We start from the raw sequence: 24,019 nt of genomic DNA, 5'->3' as shown, positions 1-24,019 counted from the left end.
GTTCTAAAAATCAAAACCTCTGCTTTTCGGCAGAGGTTTTTTTATGGTTCTTGTTACGCTTTCGCGAAAGCGTAATTACTTCTTTACAAATTGCCAGATAGAAATACTCACCAAAACAAGCAATAAAGGAACAAGCAGCAGAAGGTCTAGACGTGTCTCAAAAGAATTAGACAATCCGTTTACCGAAATAAATTGCTGCATATTATACTCCCAGACTAAGTAGAGCGTAAATACAATCAAAGTGCAAATTTGTACGGCTGTGAGTTTCTTTTTCATAAAAGGTTTGTAAGCATTATAATCGCCATTATAATCATAATAGCATTTTCAATAAATGTTGCTTCTGTCATAGGTAGTTTAAGTGCCGTGCCTAGACAAGCACATTGTATCTCTTTCTTACTCAACAAACTTCTAGTCACGCCTACCGTTGTAATACCTAGTATGACAATAGTAAGCACAAGCGCTATGGCTATTTGTAGTCGCATTAAAAACATAAGTCCCAGTGCAAGCTCTATAAATGGATATACATAACCATATCCAGGTACCGCCCCAGCCAGTGGATCATACATCGCAAAGCTTGTTTTAAATCCTTTAATGTCTAAAAATTTAAAAAAGCTAAAAACAACATAAAACAACCCCATAAAATCTAGCATTGCTTGATCCCATAAACCATCTTTAAAATGAAGTAATACGGCTGCTCCAGTTATAAACAAAAAGATAAGAAAGAGCGGCTTGAGCTGTTGCAATTTTGACTCGCCTGCTTCTTGCGTAGCCGTCTCATTACTTGCAAAAACACCAGTGCTCTTCTCTTGCGTTTCACTCTCTGCTTTAGATTGTTTCTTTAATGATATATGATACTTTTCTGGCAATGCACTTTTTAAATGGTCAAGTGTTACCTCGTCGTCCATTGTAAGGGTAGCCTGTTCGTTTTCTAAGGAAACAATAGCCTGCGAGACTCCCGCAACTCCAGCAAGCTTCTGCTCTACTCCAGTACGACAACCATTACAGGTCATCCCCTTAATTGTATAATCTCTTGTTTTCATTAATCCTCGTGATCTTCGTGGTCGTGATGATCATTATGAGTATCGTGACCTTCTTGACTACTTATTTCAACTTCTTGCTGGGTGTAGAGACTTAACGACTTGCCTTTATAATTTGTCACATACAACACCTCATCAATTATAATTAAATCTGTAGGTTTTGAAATATCTGTATCAAGCACTTGCCTGAGACTTCCATCTAGATCAAAAACAAGTACTCTATCGTTTTCAAAATCGGTTGTATAAGCATTAGTATCTGATACAAAGATTCCCGTCGCTGCATTCATCTTTTGGTCTTCACCTATGGTTTTAAGATGATTGCCTTTTTTATCAAAGACCTGCAACCTATTATTATAAGCATCTGCCACCCATATATTACTTTTTGTTAAGTGCACATCTGTGGGATAATAAAAATCTCCATCTGCTTTTCCTTCTTTTCCAAAGGTGATCCAATCGCTAGAATTTTCGGTGTAATGAACCTTGTTATTATAAAAATCTGCAATGGCAATTTGAGCACCTTTTATTGCTACACCAGCTGGTGCATCAAGACTATGCCGAGTACTAACGATTTCCTTTTCGCTTTCGCGAAAGCGTAATATCTCATCATTACCATATTGAGGTATAACAAGCATCTCGCCTTCTGAGGCGATGTGCATAGGCCTGTCTAGTGAGTCTATGGTTTTTAAAACTACGCCGCTAGTATCTATTAACACCAGCCTATTACGATCTCCATCACTGAGCCAGATTCCTTTTTCGCCTTGAGCGATACCTATAGGATTTACATCTGCTAGAGCAATGGTTTTAGTATGTACCCAGCGTGTTTCTGTTTGTTTCTTTTCTTGACAGCTGGCTATAAGCATCGCTGTCAATAATATAATTATATACTGTTTCATACTATTGATCTAATCGTTCATATTTACAACATCCAGGTAGGTCTGCATAAGCCTCATCTGTAGCTTTATGAGCTTTTGTGTCGTGGCCTATTCTTGCAATTTCAGACTGTATACCATCTAGTGTAACCTGGCTCTTGTCATAAGTTACCTTCATCATTTGTAACTCCTGTTTCCAAGTGGCATCTGTAACACCAGGTATGTTACCTGCTGCATTTACAATACGTGCCTCACACATACCGCATTTACCTGCGACAAGCACTTGCTGGGTCACCACTACACTCTCTGCAGAGAGCTCTGTTGTATTTGCTTCATTTGTTTCTACAGTACCATCTGCTCTTGTAATTTTTGAAGTGATGGGTGTATAACCCGCCTTTTCTACTTGCTTTACCACAGCCTGCATTGTAAGATTCTTTTCTGAAGGGTATTGAAAAGAGAAGTCTCCTGTCTCAATATCGATAGCTACTTTCTTTATTCCTTTAAATTCTTTAAATTTTTTCTCCAGTCCGTATGCACAAAATGGACAACCTAGACCGTCTACTTGTACCTCAAACGTGTCCATTGTTTTTTGCGCTTTCGCGAAAGCGGAAACCATTACAACCGCTACGAGTACTATTATTGCTTTTATTTTCATCTGTATTTTCTTTTTAAAATGTATATCTGGTGCCTAAAAAGACACTGTAGTTTAATGCTCTATTTTCTGGAATATCTTTTATAAGTGGCAACTGAACTGCTAGATCAAAAGTGACCATTTTAAGCGCATACTGTATACCCTGGGCATACAGTAATTGATACCAATCTCGATCTGTGAGCCACGAGCTTGTGTACTCAAAATAAAGGTTGACTTGCTTGTTTGGGTATTGCGGTTTAAGCAATGGTAACCCTACGCCAAATTTTGCTCTAAACTCATCTTGATTACCATCTGGAGCCCAGTTATAGCCTATCTCTGTTGAGATTCCATATTTTAAAGTTTCTAATCCAGAAACTATGCCATAATAGCCTTGATACTCTCCAGTACTAAGTTCTAATAAGTCTAGCTCCTTACCAGTGGGTAAGGTTTGAATAGTTTTAGCAACCATACGCCAGGTTCTACCTGTACCATCTTTTCTAAAAAACTGGTATTTACCCTGTACTTTTATATCTGCCAGGGTGCTACCAGAGCCTGCTCCATCTAGTTCGTAACTTAAATAGGGTATGTGCAAAGCCACTAAAGAGTTAGACGTAGGAAGATAATGCAACATTAAAGGTACATATACAGCGGTACCTCTATCATTATTCCTTATCTCAGTGAGTGTCTTTGTGGTAAAGCTGTTCCCGCCTAGCATTATGGGCTTATCTGCCGTTATAGGTGGGCCTTGAGCAAGAACTTTTACAAGCACTAGACTCAATAATGTAGTGAAAATTATTTTTTTCATTAGTATTTGATTTTCCTCTAAAAGACTGAGGTTAAATTAATTAAATAAACGCTTTATTCAATTTAAAACGCATTAAATAATTGCGCATCAAGATATTGACACGCAAAAGACCATCCGCGAGTGCGGAGACTTTTAATAAATCAAATTAGGTATTGCTCAAAGAGCTCTTGGTAATCTTGCGTTATAAGTGGTGGCAAGTACCTGTCTGTTATTACTACTTTCTTTACAACTGTATCAAATAGTAATAAGTAAGTGTGCGTGTAAGCATCAATAAATTCAAGATTCTCTAGCGAGAAATCTTCAAAGTGATGTTTGAGCTCATCTTGTGCGTCAAGCACAGTTTCTTGATCTGAACAGCATTCCATTTTTTTAGAATGGTCATCACCATATTTGTGAGTAAGTGCTGCTTGCATCTCACAAGCTTGTGCCTCTCCAAAAATACTTACATCTACAAGATGCTCGCCACAATAATGCTTTGACACCGTAAACGACATCGTAGACCCTAGCACTAAAACCGCTAGAAGGACAGACATTATATTTTGGAAAATTGCTTTCATATCTTATCACAAAGATACAAAAAAGCCCCTCGTGCATCACGAGGGGCTCTTAAATCTATATTAAATCTACTAGAAAGCATACTGCAAGCCGGCAGTAATTGTCTCCTTGCGCTTAAGCTGTACACCATTTACGTCTTGTAAAAGTGGTGTTGCAAACTCAAAACGGATACTTGTGTAGTTAAGAGAGCTACAATAAATTTTATAACAAACTATTCTATCTCCTTATCTACTACGCCGCACTTAAGCATTTTATCACCGTAGTAAGGATTGCGTATTTCTTTAGAATCTGATAACCAGTAAGCACCTTTACCTTCAAAGGCCATAGGGCAATATTGCTTTATGAGGGATCCAGTTGCAAGTTGACCAGAAAGGTACACCTCAACGCTTTTTGACACATCCTCAAAAACTTCACGTTGCTTATCAACATTAGTAGATGTAGCGATTTGATCTAGATTAGATTTTAAAGCAGAAAAAGTATCTGCACTAGGCACTACTGTAAGCATCTGGCTAAAATCTTTTGCGACAGATGCTGCATCTTCTGCATCTGTATTTACAAAAGCCCCTTTAAGATTTAAGTAAGCACGATGTACTTGCGTAGCCTCTTCTGTTTTAAAAGTCACCTCAACAAACTCTTCTGTCACATTAAGATCTCCAGTAGAGGTTATTACTGCCGTATCACTATGTTGCGATGGTGCTGTTTTTACTTCTGCCTCTTGATTTTGCTTACAAGAAAATAACGCGATTGCGATGGCTACAAAAAATACATTTTTCATTTGCTAGGGTTTTAACCCTGCAAAAATACAACGTACTCACTTATTTACCTTGCGGTAATAAAAAAATGCCGGCAATAATAAGAAAACAAGTAATGGCTGAATTAAAAAACGGCGCACATAAAAAAGTCCCATATACTCAGATGGGGTATGATGATGTAATAAAATATAGTAAACGATACTGAGCACAATAAAAACAACTGCATAAAATACAATCGTAAACTTAATAATACCCCTATCTCTAAAGACAGCCCATAGCAAGCCCAGCGACAACAGCATATTTAACAAGTATCTAAATAATATATGCGCCATTAACTTCCCTTTTGCAAAAGTAGGTAGTGGCGTGTTTTGATAATCTCCGTGAAAATAATCTATGAGAGGATCGTAGAAGAGTACGCTTTCGCGAAAGCGTATAAAAAGCAACCCAAAAAGGCATAGCACAGCTAGCAACATATAAAATACCTTATGCATCTTTTACAGGTTTTTTATACGAGTTTATCCAGCCTAACCACAGCAAGAATACGGTACCATAAATAACCGCCGGAAAGATAGTGCCGTGTAGTACATCTGCATATAATGGATATTCATAAATACCTATTGTAAGTAAGGCAATGCGCAAGACATTCATACCATAGAGAAGTACGACTCCTCCAAAAATAAAAAGTAGTGTTCTTTTTACATCTCCAAAAAATGCAAGCATAAACGACACAAAAAGCAGCATCACACTTACGGCATTACAACCTTCTACTACGCGAGCGAGGGTTTTACCGTCCATAGTGAGATTCATTGCTGGCTCCCAGGTACTAGGTTCTACCTTCATATCATACCCAAAAGCAGTAATTAATGCCTGACTTTGTTTTGCAACGTTATGTGTAATATAATCGGGAAAATAGCGACTACTAGCTCCATAGGTTAAAAATAGTTGGTAAAGTGACACGAAAACCAAATAACTTCCTATAAATATGGCTAAAAATCGGAGGACGGGCTTATATTTGCGGACTAATTTGAGCAAGGGATGTTTTTAACGTCTAAAATACAAGAAAAATGGCTTTTGAAGATTTAAAAATACAAGTAAGCAGCATTGCCTCAAATAATGAAGGCAGTGCAAAGGATAAAATGACAGCAATTTGTGAGCTGTTACAAGAACATATAGACTACTATGACTGGGTAGGTTTTTATATGGCAAATCACGAGGCACGCACGTTGCACCTTGAAGCTTTTGCTGGAGAGCCTACAGACCATACAGTTATCCCTTTCGGGAAAGGAATTTGCGGTCAAGTAGCAGAGTCTAATCAAAACTTTGTAGTACCAGATGTTAAGGCGCAAGATAATTATATAGCCTGCTCCATCACTGTTAAGAGTGAGATAGTAATCCCCCTTTTTAAAGATGGAAAAAATATAGGCCAGATAGATATAGATTCAAATAAAGTAGATCCTTTTACTAAGGCGGACGAAGATTTTCTAGAGTTTGTAAATGAGAAAGTTGCTGCGCTTCTATAAGACCGCTATTACTTTAAAACAACAAACCCCTTAGTAATAAAATAGTAAGGGGTTTGTTGTTTTATACTCATTGTACTACATCCCTGTTCTAATAGCCTCTACAGGATCTAATTTTGAAGCTCCTATAGCGGGTACAATACCTGCTATTATCCCAATAACAAAAGTCGTAAACAGACCTAAGAAGATATTATCAAAAGAAAGCACAAACTCAAAATCACCAGCTATTTTTGAAACATCTAATAACCAGACGACTCCTTGTACCATTATCAAACCTATAAGCCCTCCAAAAATAGAAAGTAAGATAGACTCAAAAAGAAATTGAAATAATATAAACCTACGCTTTGCTCCTAGTGCTTTTTGTATACCTATAAGGTTGGTACGTTCTTTCACACTCACAAACATAATATTTGCGATACCAAAACCTCCTACAAGTAATGCAAAGCCTCCTATACCCCATCCTACGCCTGTAAGAAAGCCTATAATATTATCTATAAAAGCGGTAAACCCTTTAAGCTGGTTAATAAAGAAATTACTCACCTCATCGGTTTTAAGCCCTCTTTTATTTCTAAGTTTCTGTTCGATTTGAGCTACATAAGCCTCGTCATCTACATTTTCTTTTGGTAATAATACAATTTGCGGAAATGTTGACCTGTTATTATCTCCATAGATTCTTCGAGCAAGATTTACGGGCACAACTACGATCTCATCTTTTGAGTCACCACCAAAACCGGCTCCTTCCTTTTCTAATACCCCTATAACAGTAAGCTTGCGACTATACATTCTTATTTTCTTACCTCTAGGGTCTACTCCTTCTCCAAAAAGTTTGTTACGTATCTCGTTACCTAGTACTACAACACTCGCGCCACTGTTAGACTCAGAAGCATTAAAGAACCTCCCTAACTCAAATTGTAAAGATTCTATTTCAAACCATCCTTCTGTAGTAGCTCCTACACCTATATTTTCTAACGTTACATCATCATATTTTATAGTTTGAGGAGGCACACTAAGTACATATGTACTTGCTTTAGTATCTGGTACCGCACGCTCTAAATATTGAAAATCTTCATACTCCACAAGCGGGAATTGTTCTCGCTTCCATCTAGGCACTTCTGTAGGTCCAAAGGAAACGTGACATAAAATAATAGTACTTTGGTCTAATGCAGATAGGCTGCCTTTTATCTCTCTTTCTAGAGAATCTACAGCGGCAAGTACCCCTATAATAGAAAAGATTCCTACCGTTACACCCATTAGTGAAAGAAAGGTACGGGTCTTATTATTGCGCAAGGCATTTACAGCAAATCTAAAACTCTCCCCTAAGGCTCGAAAATATATAAGCATTGATTGATTTTATCTAAAGATACGAGTAAGACGTCACTCGAGATAAATTGTTACAAAGTAGTTCCATTTTGTTAATAGAAAGCGTTAACAAAAAGTGTTGAAATTGCTATTTTTGACACTTCAAAATCCCATATGCGAGGGAGGACACAAAATCTATCAATAATCTCACAATGAGCACAACAAAAAAAATAGGCGCAGCCCTTATTTCAGTATTTCACAAAGACGGCCTTGCCCCTATCGTTCAGAAACTTCACGAGTACGGAGTAACCCTTTATTCTACAGGAGGGACTGAAAAATTTATTAAAGATTTAGGTATCCCTGTGGTACCGGTAGAAGATGTGACTTCTTACCCATCTATACTAGGTGGTCGTGTTAAAACATTACACCCTAAAGTTTTTGGAGGGATTCTTAACCGTCAGGACCACGATGGTGATATAAAAGAGATGGCAGAGTATGAAATCCCACAACTTGACCTAGTTATTGTTGATTTATACCCTTTTGAAAAAACAGTTGCATCTGGAGCACCAGAGCAAGACATTATAGAAAAAATAGATATAGGTGGTATCTCACTTATACGCGCCGCTGCAAAAAACTTTAAAGACACACTTTGTGTATCTTCTATGGAAGACTATGCAGAGGTACTAGACATTATCACAAACGGTAATGGTAGCACAACAATGGCAGAGAGAAAACGCTTTGCTGCCAAAAGTTTTGCTGTATCATCTCACTATGACACCGCTATCTTTAATTACTTTAATACAGATCACGAGATACCAGCACTTAAACTAAGTGCAAATAACGGTAAAACATTACGCTACGGAGAAAACCCACACCAAAAGGGATTCTTCTTTGGAGATTTTGACGAAGTTTTTGACAAGCTACACGGTAAAGAACTTTCATATAACAACCTTCTTGATGTAGATGCAGCCGTAAATCTTATTTCAGAATTTCAGGGAGAGGCACCTACCTTTGCCGTACTAAAACATAATAACGCTTGTGGCTTTGCACAACGTGACACTATGCACCAAGCTTATGTAGATGCACTTGCTGGTGACCCTACATCTGCTTTTGGAGGCGTACTTATTGCAAACGGTGAGATAGATGAGCCTACCGCTCAAGAGATTCACAAATTATTTTGTGAAGTAGTAATTGCGCCATCATTTACACCAGAAGCTTTAGAAATTCTTAAAGGAAAGAAAAACCGCATCCTTCTTACTTTAAAAAATATTGTACTACCAGAGATAACTGTACGTACTTGTCTTAACGGGACACTTTTACAAGAACGTGATCATAAAACAGACACCGCTGCAGATCTTACTAATGCTACAAACACGCAGCCTACAGAAAAGGAACTAGAAGACTTACTGTTTGCATCAAAAATTTGTAAACACACTAAGTCTAACACTATCGTACTTGCAAAAAACAAACAACTTTGTGCAAGTGGTACTGGGCAAACATCACGTGTAGATGCATTGAGACAAGCTATTGAAAAAGCAACATCCTTTGGCTTTGACCTTCAGGGGTCTGTGATGGCTAGTGATGCATTTTTCCCTTTCCCAGATTGTGTAGAAATTGCAGATAAAGCAGGGATTACTGCCGTGATACAACCAGGTGGATCAATAAAAGATCAACTTACCGTAGACTATTGTAACGAAAACAACGTATCTATGGTAATGACGGGAACACGTCACTTTAAACATTAACAACAAAGAGGGTTGGTATTACGCTTTCGCGAAAGCGTGATGTTAACCCTAATATTTGTACTTTTAAGCAGCACGCTTAAAAACTAACGCATAACGCTTTGATTACCCTATGGGATTTTTTGATTTTTTAACTGAGAATATTGCAATTGACCTTGGTACTGCCAACACGTTGATTATACACAATGATAAAGTAGTAGTAGATAGTCCATCTATAGTTGCTCGAGACCGCACGACAAAAAAGATAATTGCCGTAGGTAAAGAAGCTGCTCAAATGCAAGGTAAAACTCACGAAAATATCAAAACCATACGCCCTCTTAAGGATGGAGTAATTGCAGATTTTGATGCTAGTGAGCAGATGATTGCAATGTTTATCAAAGAAATACCAGCACTTAAAAAGAAATTATTTCCACCTGCATTGCGTATGGTAATCTGTATACCTTCTGGAATTACAGAGGTAGAGATGCGAGCAGTAAAGGAAAGTGCAGAGCGTGTAAACGGTAAGGAAGTATATCTTATACACGAGCCTATGGCAGCCGCTATAGGTATAGGTGTAGATATTATGCAACCTAAGGGTAATATGATTGTAGATATAGGTGGAGGTACGACAGAGATTGCCGTAATTGCACTAGGAGGTATTGTATGTGATAAGTCTGTAAAAATTGCAGGTGATGTATTTACAAACGATATTATCTACTATATGCGCACCCAGCACAACCTTTATGTAGGAGAGCGCAGTGCCGAAAAAATAAAAATACAAATAGGTGCCGCTACCGAAGATCTTGAAGTACCGCCAGAAGAGATGAGTGTACAGGGTCGTGACTTACTAACTGGTAAGCCTAAGCAGGTACAAATAAGCTTTAGAGAAATTGCAAAGGCATTAGATAAATCTATACTCCGTATAGAAGATGCTGTAATGGAAACATTATCACAAACACCTCCAGAACTCGCTGCAGATATTTATAATACTGGTATTTACCTAGCAGGTGGTGGATCTATGTTACGTGGTCTTGACAAGCGTCTTTCTCAAAAAACAGACCTTCCAGTTTATATTGCAGAAGATCCACTTAGAGCTGTGGTAAGAGGTACCGGTATATGCTTGAAAAATCTAGCTAAGTATAAGAGCGTTCTCATAAAATAGAAATCTCTTAAGCTATGCAACAGATTATCAATTTTTTGATCAGGAATAAACACTTCCTGCTGTTTGCTTTTTTACTAATGCTGTCACTTGTATTTACCATACAGTCACACTCGTATCATCGTAGTAAGTTTGTAAACTCTGCAAACTGGTTTACGGGAGGAATATATGGCTCTGTAAGTAGTGTGCAAGATTATTTTAATCTCAAAACCTACAACCAGCAGTTATTAGAAGAAAATGCACGTTTAAGAACTATAGTGAGCGCCACAAAAACTGGCAATGAATCTATAGACCCCCTTACAGCAGCAAATTCTCCTATCCCAGCAGATAGCACAGTGCAATATGCTTACAACCCAGCTAAAGTCATAAATAACAACTACGCAAAGACTGACAACTTTATCACCTTAAAAGGAGGGGGTTCTAGTAATATCAAAAAAGACCAAGGTGTGATTACGAGCCAAGGTATTGTAGGTATAATAGATAATACATCATCAAGTTATAGTACAGTGCTATCTATACTTAATTCCAACTTTACTACGCAAGTAAAATTAAAAGGCTCTGAACATTTTGGGACACTACAATGGGATGGTAAAAGCCCTAATGTCGTTCAAGTAATAGATATGCAACAGCAGGCACCTGTTACAAAAGGAGATACGATTGAGACGAGTGGGAAATCGGCTATTTTCCCGAAAGGGATACCTGTAGGTGTGGTACAAGATTACACGCTAGATAGTAGTAAAAACTTTTACACCCTATCTGTAAAGCTTATGAATGATATGACCAGCCTAGGTCACGTTTATGTTATAGAAAACAAGGCAAGAGTAGAGATTGAACAATTAGAAAAAGAGAACTATGAAGAATAATGTTCTCAAAAATATCGTGCGCTTTATAGCGCTTATGTTTGTGCAAATCTACTTGTTTAATCACGTAAACTTTTTGGGTTACATTAATCCGTATCCATATGTGTTGTTCCTTTTAGTATTCCCGTTTACTGCAAATAGGTCTCTATACATATTTATAGCATTTTTAACGGGTCTCACTATGGATATGTTTGGCAATAGTGGTGGTATACACGCTGCGGCTTGTTTATTTCTTGCATATTTAAGACCTCTCACATTACGATTTGCTTTTGGGGTGAGTTATGAATATAATGCCATTAAGCTATCTAAGGTGAGTTTATACGGCCGTTTTGTTTATATATCCATATTAGTTTTGACGCATCATCTTGTTTTATTTTTACTTGAGGTTTTTAACATAAGTAACATACTCTATACCCTAAACAAAACGTTAGTCACTAGTATCTTTACAATCATACTTTGTATTGTATTTAATATCCTTTTCAGCCGACGTATTGAATGAGAAAAGCCTTATTACTTTTTATTGTATTAACGACTGGTATTCTATTTGTATCCAGACTCTTTTACCTGCAAGTTTATGATACTTCTGCAGCCGTATTGTCTGAGAGTAATGCTATAAAGAAGCAGTATGAAATCCCACAACGAGGTCGTATTTATGACCGTAATGGCAAGTTATTGGTGTCTAACCAGCCATCTTACGACCTTATGGCGATACCGCGTGAGGTAAAACCTTTTGATACCTTACAGCTTTGTAAGCTCCTTAATATCACAAAAGAAAAACTTGTAAAGCAATTAGACAAAGCCCGTAAATATTCTCCTAGACATCCCTCTGTAATTGTACCTACAATGTCTCAAGGTGAATTTGCTTACTTAGGTGAGCAAATGCGTAAGTATGAAGGCTTCTTTATACAAAAGAGATCACTTAGAGATTATCAAGTAGATTTTGGAGCAAACTTTTTAGGCTACATACAAGAAGTTCATCAAGGCATTATAGATAAAAACCCCTACTACACTGGAGGTGACCTTATAGGTAGACAGGGAGTTGAGCAGCAGTATGAAGATATTTTACGAGGAGAGAAAGGTATTAAGTACCTACAGAAAGACCGTTTTAATCGAGTGATAGGTCCTTACAAAGAAGGTGCACTTGACAAAGAGCCTGTAGAGGGAAAAAACATACACCTTACTATAGACGCAGAGCTACAAAAGTATGGTCAAGAACTTATGAAAGGTAAGCGAGGTGGGATAGTCGCTATTGAGCCCGCTACAGGCGAGATACTTGCCCTTATCACTGCGCCAAATTATGACCCTGCACTTATGGTAGGACGTGAGCGTTCTAAAAACTATTCATTACTAGATCAAGACTCTATCGCAAAGCCACTTTATGACAGAGCACTTTTAGGAGAATATGCTCCTGGATCTCCTTTTAAAGCACTCACAGGGCTTATCGCTCTTCAAGAAGATGCTATGGATATAAACGAAAAGGTTTATTGCAACGGAGGTATGCGCTATGGTAGAAACAGAAACTTTGGATGTCACCATCACCGTAGCCCAGTGAGTATGATAGATGGTATTGCATACTCGTGCAATGCTTATTTTGGTACGGCATACCTTAACAGTATAAATAAATACGACACACCACAAGAAGGTATAACGGTCTGGGAAAACCATCTCAAAAGTTTTGGACTTGGGGATTTTATGGGTTATGATTTGCCTATAGGTAAACGTGGGCTCATACCTACTGCAAAGATGTATAATAGGACCTATAATTACCCTAAGAGAAGATGGGGTGCAGCTGCAACACTATCAAACTCTATAGGTCAAGGTGAGGTACTTATGACACCTGTACAAATGGCTCACTTTACAGCTACTATAGCAAATAGAGGCTGGTATTACAAACCTCATATTCTCAAAAAAATTGAAGGCACAGACACTATCCCACAAGACTTTGCCACAAAAAAATATACTACTATTGACCCACAGCATTATGAACCTATTATACAGGGTCTTAATGATGTGTATAATTACGGAACGGCAGCTAGCCTTAAAGTACCAGGAATAGAAATTTCTGGTAAAACAGGAACGGCAGAAAATTATACTCGTATAGATGGTAAACGAGTCCAACTTACAGACCACTCTACGTTTGTAGCATTTGCTCCTAGAGAAAACCCAAAAATAGCCATCGCCATTTTTGTAGAAAATGGATACTGGGGCTTTAGATACGGAGGGCGTATCGCATCACTTATGATTGAAAAATACATTAATAAAGAAGTGACTCGCAAAGACCTAGAAAACTGGATACTCACCCACTCTCTAGAAGAAGAATATGCAAAACCACTAAGTGGCGAACCGTTTAGAATTAATTATTAATGAGTAAATTTTCCCGTAACGTAGGCAGTTTTGACTGGGTGCTCATTGTGCTTTATCTTGCTCTAATCAGTATAGGCTGGGTAAACATCTACTCGGCGTCTTATGATCCTACCGTAGAAAGCTTTTTTAGTTTAGAAAACCTATACAGTAAGCAACTACTATGGATTCTACTAGGATTCCTTATCATATCATTTATGCTCTTTTTAGAATCTAAATTTTTTGAACGATTCTCAAGTGTTATTTATATCGCCTCCCTGCTCTCATTATTACTTCTATTTGTTTTTGGAAAAACTATTTCTGGAGCGACCAGTTGGTACAACCTTGGTTTTATGAGTTTACAACCCAGTGAGTTTGCAAAAGCCGCAACCGCACTAGCGCTTGCAAAATACCTAAGTGATATACAAACTAATATAAAAACCGTACGTGATCAAGTAAGAGCACTAGCAATTATAGCGCTTCCTGCTTTGATAATTATCCCGCAACCAGACCCTGGTAGTGCACTTGTGTATGCGGCGTTTATATTCCCTTTGTACAGAGAAGGCCTTGCAGCGAGTTACCTTATACTTGGGGCATCATCTATAACCCTATTTGTCCTCACCTTATTAATTGGGCCTTTATATGTAGCTCTTGCCGTATTACTTATTGCTGCTTTTCTATTTTATAGAAACAGAAAACGAAGGCCATCAAAACGGCTTTATCTAGGCATTACCCTTGTGGCTTGCCTCTTTGCCTTTTCTGTAAACTACATTTTTGAAAACATTTTTGAACAACGACATAGAGATCGTTTTAACATCGTACTGGGTAAAGAAGTAGATGCAAAAAGTATAGGGTATAACACACAACAAAGTGAGATTGCTATAGGAAACGGAGGCTGGTTTGGCCGTGGCTTTTTAGAAGGCACGCAGACTAAAGGAAAGTTTGTACCAGAGCAACACACAGACTATATATTTTCTACCGTAGGTGAAGAGTGGGGCTTCTTAGGAAGCACACTAGTTATAGGGCTTTTTATCCTACTTATCTTAAGGATAATTCAACTTTCAGAAAAGCAAAAAAATGACTTCTCTCGTATTTATGGTTATAGTGTAGCCGGTATCTTGTTTATACACTTTGTTGTAAACATAGGTATGGTAGTAGGGCTGCTTCCTACTGTGGGTATACCGCTTCCCTTTTTTAGTTATGGAGGTTCTGGTCTTTGGGGCTTTACAGTACTGCTCTTTATCTTTGTAAAACTAGATGGAAATCGAGTAAATGAGTGGTAGGTTATTCCGCTTTCGCGAAAGCGTAACTTTTATATCTAAAAAAAGCGAGCATTACTGCTCGCTTTTTTTTAGCTGCTAGATGAGACTAGTTATTATCATCATCTCCATTATAATCATCTGTTCCTTCTATCTCTTCTTCAATTTCTTGTCCAGCATTTTCGATAGCGTCTTCCGTTTCTTCGGCTGCGTTTTCTATTGCGTCACCAGCCTCTTCAAGACCATTTTCAATGTCTTCTCCGACTGCATCTGCAGAGTTTTCTACTTTATCTTGAGTTGTCTCTCTACAAGATACTGTTGAGAATGTAAAACCTATTAATGCTAATACTATAACTACTTTTTTCATAATAATTGTTTATTGGTTAGAGTGTAAAATTACGAGTTAAGTCTCTCGTGCTGTGTTAATGAGTCGTTACAATAAACTTATATAATTCACAATTTTAAACTTAATATCAGATACCTTTGCGCCAAAATTTAAGACTTGCTAAAAGGAGTAATTTATATGCTTATTGCCGCATTCGCTTTTTCGTGGATGAATTTACTGGCAAAATATCTTGAAGATTTTCATCCTTTGCAGGTTGTCTTTTTTAGATGTATAGGGACGTTTATTTTCATATTTCCATATATGATTATTAAGAAGGTACCTATACTAGGAAGTAATAAACTCTGGTTAAGTGCAAGAGGTTTTTTAAGCTTTGCTTCGCTTGCATTATACTTTGTAGTGATACAGCGCATACCGTTAGGCTCTGCGGTAGCACTGCGATATACCGCGCCTATCTTTAGTGCGATTTTTGCACTACTATTTCTTAAAGAGAAAGTTAAAACCTGGCAATGGGCAGCGCTTACACTCTCTGTGGTAGGTGCATTTATCCTTAAGGGGGTTGACTTTAGAATAGATACACTAAGTTTTGTTCTGGTTATCATTTCTTCTATTCTAGTAGGCGGTGTGTTTACTATAGTGCGCTATCTAGGTTCGCGCGAGCACTACCTTACTATTATTAATTACTTTATGGTCTTTTCTATAGTAGGGAGTTTATTTTTTATACAACACTGGCGTATGCCCGTGGGTGTAGAGTGGTGGTATGTGTGTGGTATAGGTGTTTTTGGACTCTTTGGACAAATCTTTCTCACTCGCTCTTTCCAACTGGCAGACACGGCAACGGTGGCTCCTATAAAATATATGGAGCTTGTGTATGCTTTAATCTTTGGCTACTTCCTTTTTGGAGAGACGTATGCTGGTCTTCCGGTGCTTGGTATGACTTTACTTGTACTTGGAATGCTCTGGAATGTGTGGATAAAAAGAAAGGGATAGTAGTACGCTTTCGCGAAAGCGTAAAAAAAGCGAACCCTAATAAAAGAATCCGCTTTTGTTTTTAAAATATATAGTCTCTTAATCTTTTACCGTTTGCTTTTTCTCATTGAGCAATATAGGTGTGCCGTACCCTAGTTGCTCGAGTTTATCGATTTGTGTTTTCTTATCTCCTACCACGAGATAAATCATTTTATCTGGATTAAGGTACTGCGCAGATAGTTTTTTAATTTCGGCTACTGTCATATTTTCAACTATAGACTGGCGCTCTTTTACATAATCTGGAGAGATGCCTAGGTTTGCTATATCATCTAGCATATTAAGTTTTGCCCCTATAGTTTCAAAAGCACGCGCCTGGCTTTTAAGCAAGAAACTCTTAGATACATCTAGATCATCTTCTGTAAAATTCTTTCCGTAGTTTTTTAAGATATCCTTTACGAGCGCTGTAGACTCATAGGTTACATTAGATCGTACACCACTTGAGATTGAGAAAGCACCTGGCAATGTAGAACCAGAAAAACGAGATCTAATACCATAAGTATAACCTTTTCCTTCTCTAAGCTCTTGAGTGAGCTGTGAGGCAAAACCTCCACCACCTAGACGGTAGTTCATCATTTGAGCTGGATAAAAATTTGGGTCTGTCTCTGCCATTGCTGGATAGCCAAATCTCAATACAGATTGCTTTGCATCTGGCACGTCATAAAAGTATACATTAGACTGCTCTGGAGCCTGAGGAACTACTGGTGTAGGTATCACCACTTCTTTAGACTTCCAGTTATCATTAAGTCCTGCTAGAGCAATTGTAGCAACACGCTCATCTATGGCTCCTACTACTTGTAACTTTGCTACACTAGGATAAAGATTATTAGTATAAAACGCTTTAAGATCTTCTAGGGTTATAGACTTTACAGAGGCTGGAGTACCTAGCGTGTTTTGTGCAAGTAAGCTGTTTTCTCCATAGATTAACTTATCAAACTCTATAGCAGCTATACTATTTGGGTTTGCCTGTTGTTGCTCAAGACGACTAAGGGTGCTTTGTTTTAAAAGGTCAAACTCTGTCTCATCCCACCTAGGCTCTAGTAAAATCTCTTGTACAAGGGCTATGGTTTTATCATAATTTTTGGCAAGCGTATTACCTCCTATGTATACATTTTCTTTGTCTGCATAGGTATAAATACTTGCACCTAGACTTTCTATTTCATTTTCTAGCTGCGCAGTTGTTTTTGTCGCTGTACCTTTCATAAGTAAATCTGCCAGTAAGTTTGAAACTCCTACTTTATTGATATCCTCAAGCATTAAACCACCACGTATATTCATTTGAAATTGTACTAGCGGCACCTCATTATTTTCTATACCATACACTTCAAGACCAGAAGAGAGCGTTTCTTCCCACACGGTAGGAGCATTTATTTGTGGCGCGTCACCATATGGCGGCTCCTTAGATCTATCAAAAGACGAGGGTGTACGCTCATACTCTGCTGCTATACTGGCGTCAAAAGACTCCTCTGCACCCTCTACTATTTTTTCTTCTACTACTTGTGCAAGTTTTGAGTCTTCTAGTATGAGGTCTGTTTGCCCTTTAGGCACAAAACTAGTAGCAATATAGTTTTTACCTTTTATGTAAGTATCATACACGCGTTGCACATCTTCTTTTGTTACTGCGAGTATACGCTTTACATCTTCTGAAATATAACCAGGGTCACCAGCAAAAATCTCATACTGCGCTAGCTGAAATCCTTTACCTAGCACACTAGACAAACCATTATAAAACTGAGTTTCTTGACCAGCTTTAATACGATCAAGATCTTTTTGTGAGATTCCCTCTAGTTCAAATTTTGTAAAAGCTTCATTAACTCCCACAAGTACATCATCTAGATCTTTACCTGGATATGCATTTACACTTAACGTAAACTCACCAGCAAGCTCAGACCCATAATTATACATTTGTACTCCAGCAGTAAGCTGCTTGTTATCTATAAGAATTTTATTAAAAGGAGCATTTTTACCATCTGCCAGATATGCAGATAGTACGTCTAGTGCATAAGAGTCTTTATCATAATTAGGCACCGTAGGCCAGGTCATAGTAAGTTGTGGTAGACGAGCAAAATTATCTTCATAATATAATCGCTTTGTTGCCTCTACTTGTACTGGCTGCTTCTCCATAGCAGGAATCTCTTCACCTCTAGGGATTTCTCCAAAATACTTTTCTACCCACTCCTTAGTCTGAGCGATATCAAAATCTCCAGCAATAGTGAGTGTTGTATTATTAGGAGTATACCAGCGATTATAAAAATCCTTTACATCTTGTAACGTAGCATTCTGCAGGTCTTCTAGCGAGCCTATTACTTGCCAGTTATAAGGATGATTTTCTGGGTATAAATTTTTACCTACTACGTAGCGAGCGTGACCATAAGGTCTATTATCTACAGACTGTCTTTTTTCATTTTTTACTACTTGCTTCTCTTTTGCCAGTACTGGATCTGTCACCGTATTTATGAAGTATCCAAGCTTATCTGCCTCTGCCCAAATCATTTTTTCTAAAGCATCTTTTGGTACTGTTTGAAAGTAGTTTGTACGATCACGACTTGTAGATCCATTTGCACCAGAACCTCCTATGCGAGCACTCATAGCATCTAGCCCACCTTTACCTAAGTTTTCAGATTCTAAAAATAATAAGTGTTCAAATAAATGAGCAAATCCCGTACGCCCTTCTATCTCTCTGGCAGAACCTACGTGTGCCGTAAGTGCAACTGCCACCACAGGGTCTGATGTGTCTTGATGAAGTATAACAGTAAGACCATTATCTAAAGTAAACTTCTCAAAAGGAACTTCAAATTGTGAGTTTTCCGCTTTCGCGAAAGCGGAATCACCTCCACCCTCTTCCTTACAAGAAAGGGCACTTATTACTAAAAAACTTAGAGCTAAAAGACGCGTGATTTTCATCAAAAAATAGATTAAAATTTAAGCATTCAAGATAGCTAAAAATTAAAGACAAGTGTAAACAGATAGTGTTAAGAGAAAAGTCAAAAATCTAATGGCTGTTGATAAATTAAAAATAGCTCTCAATACTAAAATTAGGAATATTTCCATAATTTTGGATAAATTCTAAATTATGCAACGCACAATAATACATTTTGATCTAGACACTTTTTTTGTGTCTTGTGAGCGCAGGCTAGATAGTAGACTTATGGGTAAGCCTGTAATAGTAGGCGGTACAGGTGATCGTGGTGTGGTAAGTGCTGCAAGCTATGAGGCTCGCTCTTATGGTGTGCATAGCGCGATGCCAATAAAAGCTGCAAAGCAGTTGTGCCCTAACGGTATTTATATAAGAGGTAATGGTGGCACATACTCAAAGATGTCTAAGGAGGTGACAGAGATTTTACAAGAAGAGCTCCCCGTCTTAGAAAAAGCAAGTGTAGATGAGTTTTATGGAGATCTCACAGGTATGGATAGATTTCATAACGCTTATAAATACTCAAAAGAGTTGAGGCAGCGTGTGATAAGAGAAACAGGCTTGCCTATATCTTTTGGAATGTCTCCTAATAAAACGGTCTCAAAAGTAGCTACTGGTGAGGCAAAACCTAATAATGAGATTAAAGTAGACCCCGGTTATGAAAAAACATTTCTCGCTCCTTTATCTATAAAAAAGATTCCCTCTGTAGGTCAAAAAACTTTTATTCAATTTTGTAATCTAGGAGTACGCACGGTAGATCTTGTGCAACAAATGCCTGTAGAAATGATGACAGCCGTTTTTGGTAAAAATGGACGTATCATATGGGAGCGATGCAACGGTATAGATAACAGTCCTATAATAGCATATCACGAGCGTAAGTCTATATCTAGTGAGCGCACCTATGGGCAAGACACTACAGATGTAACAAAGCTACATACCACCATAAGTGCGATGGCAGAGAATCTTGCTTTCCAGCTTAGACGTGGTAATAAATTAACCTCTGTAGTGACTGTAAAAGTGAGGTACTCAGATTTTCAAACCTACTCAAAACAAATACGCATTCCCTACACCGCTGCAGATCATATTTTAATCCCAAAAGCTATGGAGCTTTTTAATAAACTCTATAACAGACGGATGCTCATACGTCTTGTAGGTGTACGATTTTCTGGACTTACAGAGGGTCATTATCAAATAGACCTTTTTGAAAACACAAACAAGACGGTAAATCTTTACAAAGCTATGGATGCCCTGAGAGATAAATATGGAGACCACACTGTAAGACGTGCAAATACTATAGGAGATGGCTCCAGAACTATAGGTAATCAAGGCAACCCCTTTAATGGGCAACCACCTATTCTTCTCGCTCACAGACACCAGTAATTTTTAATCCCCATTTAAAATGTATCTTAATAATCACTCATTCTACAGCCTTCGTTATGGCACTATCTCAGAAGTAGAGCTCGTAGATCTTGCTGCAAAGCAGGGTTTAACTTGCTTTGCCCTCACAGATATTAATAACACCTCTGGATGTCTAAGCTTTATAAAAAACGCACAAGAAAAAGGAATTAAACCTATAGTGGGAGTAGATTTTAGAAATGGTAACCACCAGTGTTATATCACCCTAGCAAAAAACAATAATGGCTTTTTAGAAATCAACAACTTTCTATCTCACCATCTTCATCACAAAACTAGCTTTCCAGACCATAGCCCCATTTTCAAAGACGTGATCACTATATATCCATTTGAAAACGTTCTAGAACTAGAAAAAACAACTTTTGGTGATAATGAGTATATAGGTATTACCCACAAAAACCTTAATAAACTAAGTTTCTCGCCACTTAGCAAGCTTACTCATAAACTTGTAATGTTACATACGGTAAGCTTTCGCGATAAGCGAGATTTTAACACGCACAGACTACTACGTGCTATAGATAAGAATATGCTTTTGAGTATGCTGCCTAAAAAAGAGGAAGGGCATCCAGAGCATACATTTATAGAAGCTAAGGATTTACGACTACAATTCTCTCAATACCCTCACCTACTATCTAATGCAGAGCATATAATTAAAAGTTGCAGCATATATTTTAATTTTAAAAAAGGAAAACCCTCTCAAAATTTAACAACGCTTTTAGGTAGTGAAGAGAGAGATTATAACAAGCTTGTAGCGCTTTGTAAAAAAGGATTACCAGAGCGATATAACGATAATATTACATATGCAGTAAAACGGAGATTAGTAAAAGAACTTTCCCTTATAAGGCAGCAAAAGTATGTAGCCTTCTTTCTCATAAACTGGAAAATTATTGAGTATGCTCGTAGTAAGGATTACTTTTATGTAGGTCGTGGTAGTGGTGCAAATAGTATTGTTGCTTACCTATTGCGCATAACAGATGTAGACCCCATTGAGCTAGATTTATATTTTGAGCGATTTATGAATCTCTATCGCGCTACGCCACCAGATTTTGACATAGACTTTTCTACCTGGGATCGTGAGGATGTGACGAGATATATTTTTGAAGAATTTGGCTCAAAAGCACAAGTAGCACTACTAGGCTCTTACGTCACCTTTAAGCATAGTGGCGCTGTAAGGGAGCTGGGTAAAGTCTTTGGTTTGCCCAAATTTGAGATAGATAAATTAAGTAAAGGACTTTATAACAGTAGTCACCTAGACAACATAAAAAAGACTATTATAAAGTATGCTCAAATACTGCACGGTAAACCTAATTACACAAGTATTCACGCAGCAGGAATTTTAATCTCCCAGCATCCCACGCATTACTTCTCTGCAACAAACCTTCCTCCTAAAGGTTTTCCCACTGTACAATTTGATATGCACATCGCAGAAGATGTAGGCTTGTACAAATTTGATATTTTGGGTCAGCGCGGTCTCGGTAAAATAAAAGATGCCATAGCAATTATTAAGGATAACAATCCTGGTATCACCTTACCAGATATTCATAACGCCCGACAATTTTTTACAGACCAAAAAATTAATCAAATGATTTCAAATGCAGACTGTATAGGCTGCTTTTACGTAGAGTCTCCCGCAATGCGTATGCTATTACGTAAGCTCTCTGTAGATAATTACCTTACCCTCGTAGCAGCGAGTTCTATTATAAGGCCCGGAGTGTCTAAGAGTGGTATGATGCGCGAGTACATCCTCCGCCATAAAGATCCAGAACGGGCAAAGCAAAAAGGACATCCCGTATTACTAGATATTATGCAAGACACCTATGGCGTGATGGTTTACCAAGAAGATGTAATAAAAGTTGCACACCACTACGCAGGTTTAGACCTAGGAGAAGCAGATGTATTGAGAAGAGGTATGAGTGGTAAATATAGATCTCGACAAGAATTTTTAATGGTAAAAGAAAAGTTTGAAGCAAATTGTCTTGCAAAAGGTGAAAAGATTGAAGTAATAAATGAAGTATGGCGACAGATTGAGAGTTTTGCTGGTTACGCTTTCGCGAAAGGGCACTCAGCCTCATACGCTGTCGAGTCCTACCAGAGTTTATATCTCAAATGTTATTTCCCTTTAGAGTATATGGTTGCAACAGTAAATAATGGAGGAGGCTTTTATAGAACTGAAACCTATTTGCAAGAAGCTAAAAAAAAGGGAGCTATAATACACCCACCTTGTATAAACAAAAGTCAAATCAAAACAATTATAAAGGGTAATAATATTTATCTCGGCTTTCAGCACTTACAGAGCTTCGAAAAGAAAAATATCGTCGCCATTATAAACGAAAGACATAATGGACTATTCTCATCGCTTCATAATTTTATAGACCGAGTACCTATGAGTTTAGAACAACTTGATCTGTTAGTCAGGATTGAAGCATTTAGAACATTGAATATAAATCAACGACAATTATTGTGGGAAGCCCACTATAAAAATAACTCCGCACCTAAAGTTAAGAATCAAAAAGAGCTATTTAAAGTATCTATTAACAGCTTTAAGCTACCAGAATTCTATATACCTAATTTCGAAAAAGCAATGGATCAATTAGAAATCCTAAGCTTTTCTTTATATGATCCATTTATATTACTAAAAAACCCAACTACAAATACACTCTTAGCTGCAGACTTAAAGCAATACATAAATAAAAGAATTGAAATTTTCGGCTACCTAGTTACCGCAAAAACTACAAGAACCACAAATGGAAAACATATGTGTTTTGGTACTTTTCTAGATAGAAAGGGCAACTGGTTAGACACCGTACATTTCCCTCCTACACTAAAGAAGTATCCACTTGAAGGTAAAGGAGTCTACAGATTAATTGGTAATGTGGTTGAAGAGTTTAATTTCTTAACGATAGAAGTAATTAAGTCAGAACGTAAACATTATCGTTCAGACACAAAGACATCTGTATTTTATAACCGTAAAGAAGGAATAGATAATAAGGCCGCCACTAAATTACTCAGATAATAGACAATTCTAGCCAGACTATTGCACAATTCTAGAACTACTTATCCGTATATAGCCTTGATTTTCTTGCATAAAAAAAGCTCCAACACATTTCTGTATTGGAGCTTAAAAAGGCGGCGACCTACTCTCCCACGAGTGCAGTACCATCGGCGCTGGCGGGCTTAACTTCTCTGTTCGGAATGGGAAGAGGTGAGCCCCGTCGCTATAACCACCTTAGTTTTAGAATAAAATGATATAAAACCATCTTAAACCCTTTCGCTCAAGGCGAAAGAAAATATCTTAACATAAAAGGAAGTAATTAAAGTAATAACAAGTAATTGATAATCATATAAAAAACGTATTCTAATGCTTATTAAAAGAGTTTCCTCCCCGGTACAAAACCGGGGAAGTGTACATAAGCTTACGGGTTATTAGTACTACTCGGCTATGACATTACTGCCTTTACACCTATAGCCTATCAACGTGGTAGTCTCCCACGACCCTTTAAAGAAATCTCATCTTGTGGT

22 protein-coding genes and 2 rRNA genes are annotated in these 24,019 nt (G+C 37.7%); 10 read left to right on the top strand and 14 right to left on the bottom strand.

The features are described 5' to 3' along the window. Positions 1-75 precede the first annotated feature (75 nt). The 9 genes from ACFO5T_RS03970 to xrtF all read right to left on the bottom strand — a co-directional run bounded on the left by ACFO5T_RS03970 (position 76) and on the right by xrtF (position 5,681). Positions 76-276, bottom strand: coding sequence for a hypothetical protein (locus tag ACFO5T_RS03970; protein ID WP_035325413.1), 201 nt, complete (start codon positions 274-276; stop codon positions 76-78). After that, positions 273-1,040: a heavy metal translocating P-type ATPase gene (locus ACFO5T_RS03965; protein ID WP_380032250.1), complete on the bottom strand. Its 768-nt coding sequence runs from the start codon at positions 1,038-1,040 to the stop codon at positions 273-275. The genes ACFO5T_RS03970 and ACFO5T_RS03965 overlap by 4 nt, the downstream gene beginning before the upstream one ends. Continuing rightward, a complete protein-coding gene (locus tag ACFO5T_RS03960) occupies positions 1,040-1,930 on the bottom strand; it encodes an NHL repeat-containing protein (protein WP_380032249.1) in 891 nt (296 codons plus the stop codon). Before ACFO5T_RS03960 ends, ACFO5T_RS03965 begins: the two co-directional genes overlap by 1 nt. Position 1,931: 1 nt before the next feature. Continuing rightward, a complete protein-coding gene (locus tag ACFO5T_RS03955) occupies positions 1,932-2,561 on the bottom strand; it encodes a heavy-metal-associated domain-containing protein (protein ID WP_021778231.1) in 630 nt (209 codons plus the stop codon). Between the two features lie 13 nt (positions 2,562-2,574). Next, positions 2,575-3,342, bottom strand: a complete 768-nt coding sequence (locus ACFO5T_RS03950) for a hypothetical protein (RefSeq protein ID WP_380032247.1) — start codon at positions 3,340-3,342, stop codon at positions 2,575-2,577. A 140-nt stretch (positions 3,343-3,482) separates the two neighbouring features. Beyond that, positions 3,483-3,899 (bottom strand): HYC_CC_PP family protein, encoded by a 417-nt coding sequence (locus ACFO5T_RS03945; protein WP_380032245.1) that lies wholly within the window; start codon positions 3,897-3,899, stop codon positions 3,483-3,485. Positions 3,900-4,108: 209 nt separating this feature from the next. Further along, entirely contained in the window at positions 4,109-4,672 is a 564-nt protein-coding gene (locus ACFO5T_RS03940) for a DUF3347 domain-containing protein (RefSeq protein ID WP_380032243.1), read from the bottom strand. Positions 4,673-4,708: 36 nt separating this feature from the next. Then, the gene (locus ACFO5T_RS03935; RefSeq protein WP_021778225.1) at positions 4,709-5,140 is read right to left on the bottom strand and encodes an exosortase F system-associated membrane protein; all 432 of its coding nucleotides are present in this window, start codon (positions 5,138-5,140) and stop codon (positions 4,709-4,711) included. Then, positions 5,133-5,681 carry an exosortase family protein XrtF gene (xrtF, locus tag ACFO5T_RS03930; RefSeq protein ID WP_380032241.1) on the bottom strand — a complete coding sequence of 183 codons (549 nt, stop codon included), beginning with the start codon at positions 5,679-5,681 and terminating at the stop codon, positions 5,133-5,135. Before xrtF ends, ACFO5T_RS03935 begins: the two co-directional genes overlap by 8 nt. A gap of 32 nt (positions 5,682-5,713) precedes the next feature. Between xrtF and ACFO5T_RS03925 the strand changes: the two genes are divergently transcribed. Further along, the gene (locus ACFO5T_RS03925) at positions 5,714-6,169 is read left to right on the top strand and encodes a GAF domain-containing protein (protein WP_380032239.1); all 456 of its coding nucleotides are present in this window, start codon (positions 5,714-5,716) and stop codon (positions 6,167-6,169) included. A 75-nt stretch (positions 6,170-6,244) separates the two neighbouring features. Here the strand turns inward: ACFO5T_RS03925 and ACFO5T_RS03920 are convergent, their stop codons facing one another. Further along, complete coding sequence (locus ACFO5T_RS03920) at positions 6,245-7,507, bottom strand: ABC transporter permease (protein ID WP_380032237.1); 1,263 nt, start codon at positions 7,505-7,507, stop codon at positions 6,245-6,247. Between the two features lie 170 nt (positions 7,508-7,677). Between ACFO5T_RS03920 and purH the strand changes: the two genes are divergently transcribed. The 6 genes from purH to rodA all read left to right on the top strand — a co-directional run bounded on the left by purH (position 7,678) and on the right by rodA (position 14,828). Then, on the top strand, positions 7,678-9,210 hold the full coding sequence (gene purH, locus ACFO5T_RS03915) for a bifunctional phosphoribosylaminoimidazolecarboxamide formyltransferase/IMP cyclohydrolase (RefSeq protein WP_380032235.1): 1,533 nt from the start codon (positions 7,678-7,680) through the stop codon (positions 9,208-9,210). Positions 9,211-9,319: 109 nt separating this feature from the next. Continuing rightward, a complete protein-coding gene (locus ACFO5T_RS03910) occupies positions 9,320-10,348 on the top strand; it encodes a rod shape-determining protein (protein ID WP_021778220.1) in 1,029 nt (342 codons plus the stop codon). A 14-nt stretch (positions 10,349-10,362) separates the two neighbouring features. Further along, positions 10,363-11,208 (top strand): rod shape-determining protein MreC, encoded by an 846-nt coding sequence (gene mreC / locus ACFO5T_RS03905; RefSeq protein ID WP_380032232.1) that lies wholly within the window; start codon positions 10,363-10,365, stop codon positions 11,206-11,208. Further along, on the top strand, positions 11,198-11,704 hold the full coding sequence (locus ACFO5T_RS03900) for a rod shape-determining protein MreD (protein WP_380032230.1): 507 nt from the start codon (positions 11,198-11,200) through the stop codon (positions 11,702-11,704). Before mreC ends, ACFO5T_RS03900 begins: the two co-directional genes overlap by 11 nt. Further along, positions 11,701-13,569 carry a penicillin-binding protein 2 gene (gene mrdA, locus ACFO5T_RS03895; RefSeq protein ID WP_380032228.1) on the top strand — a complete coding sequence of 623 codons (1,869 nt, stop codon included), beginning with the start codon at positions 11,701-11,703 and terminating at the stop codon, positions 13,567-13,569. Before ACFO5T_RS03900 ends, mrdA begins: the two co-directional genes overlap by 4 nt. Continuing rightward, positions 13,569-14,828, top strand: a complete 1,260-nt coding sequence (gene rodA, locus ACFO5T_RS03890) for a rod shape-determining protein RodA (RefSeq protein ID WP_380032226.1) — start codon at positions 13,569-13,571, stop codon at positions 14,826-14,828. Before mrdA ends, rodA begins: the two co-directional genes overlap by 1 nt. An 85-nt stretch (positions 14,829-14,913) precedes the next feature. Here rodA and ACFO5T_RS03885 read toward each other — a convergent pair whose 3' ends face one another. After that, positions 14,914-15,171 (bottom strand): hypothetical protein, encoded by a 258-nt coding sequence (locus tag ACFO5T_RS03885; protein WP_380032224.1) that lies wholly within the window; start codon positions 15,169-15,171, stop codon positions 14,914-14,916. Positions 15,172-15,306: 135 nt separating this feature from the next. Between ACFO5T_RS03885 and ACFO5T_RS03880 the strand changes: the two genes are divergently transcribed. After that, positions 15,307-16,137: a DMT family transporter gene (locus tag ACFO5T_RS03880; protein ID WP_380032222.1), complete on the top strand. Its 831-nt coding sequence runs from the start codon at positions 15,307-15,309 to the stop codon at positions 16,135-16,137. A 78-nt stretch (positions 16,138-16,215) separates the two neighbouring features. Here ACFO5T_RS03880 and ACFO5T_RS03875 read toward each other — a convergent pair whose 3' ends face one another. Beyond that, the gene (locus ACFO5T_RS03875) at positions 16,216-19,077 is read right to left on the bottom strand and encodes a M16 family metallopeptidase (RefSeq protein WP_380032220.1); all 2,862 of its coding nucleotides are present in this window, start codon (positions 19,075-19,077) and stop codon (positions 16,216-16,218) included. A 169-nt stretch (positions 19,078-19,246) separates the two neighbouring features. Here ACFO5T_RS03875 and dinB point away from each other — a divergent pair, with 169 nt between their 5' ends. Both dinB and ACFO5T_RS03865 read left to right on the top strand, forming a co-directional pair. Then, positions 19,247-20,467 (top strand): DNA polymerase IV, encoded by a 1,221-nt coding sequence (dinB, locus tag ACFO5T_RS03870; protein WP_380032218.1) that lies wholly within the window; start codon positions 19,247-19,249, stop codon positions 20,465-20,467. A 19-nt stretch (positions 20,468-20,486) separates the two neighbouring features. After that, entirely contained in the window at positions 20,487-23,513 is a 3,027-nt protein-coding gene (locus ACFO5T_RS03865) for a DNA polymerase III subunit alpha (RefSeq protein ID WP_380032216.1), read from the top strand. Positions 23,514-23,621: 108 nt separating this feature from the next. Here the strand turns inward: ACFO5T_RS03865 and rrf are convergent. Next, a 5S ribosomal RNA gene (rrf, locus tag ACFO5T_RS03860) occupies positions 23,622-23,729 on the bottom strand. A 174-nt stretch (positions 23,730-23,903) separates the two neighbouring features. Beyond that, positions 23,904-24,019: ribosomal RNA gene (locus ACFO5T_RS03855) — 23S ribosomal RNA — on the bottom strand; the annotation flags it as partial.

The sequence above is a fragment of the Dokdonia genika genome, assembly GCF_042652845.1.
GTDB lineage: Bacteria > Bacteroidota > Bacteroidia > Flavobacteriales > Flavobacteriaceae > Dokdonia > Dokdonia donghaensis.
This window is presented reverse-complemented; position numbering and strand designations above follow the sequence as displayed.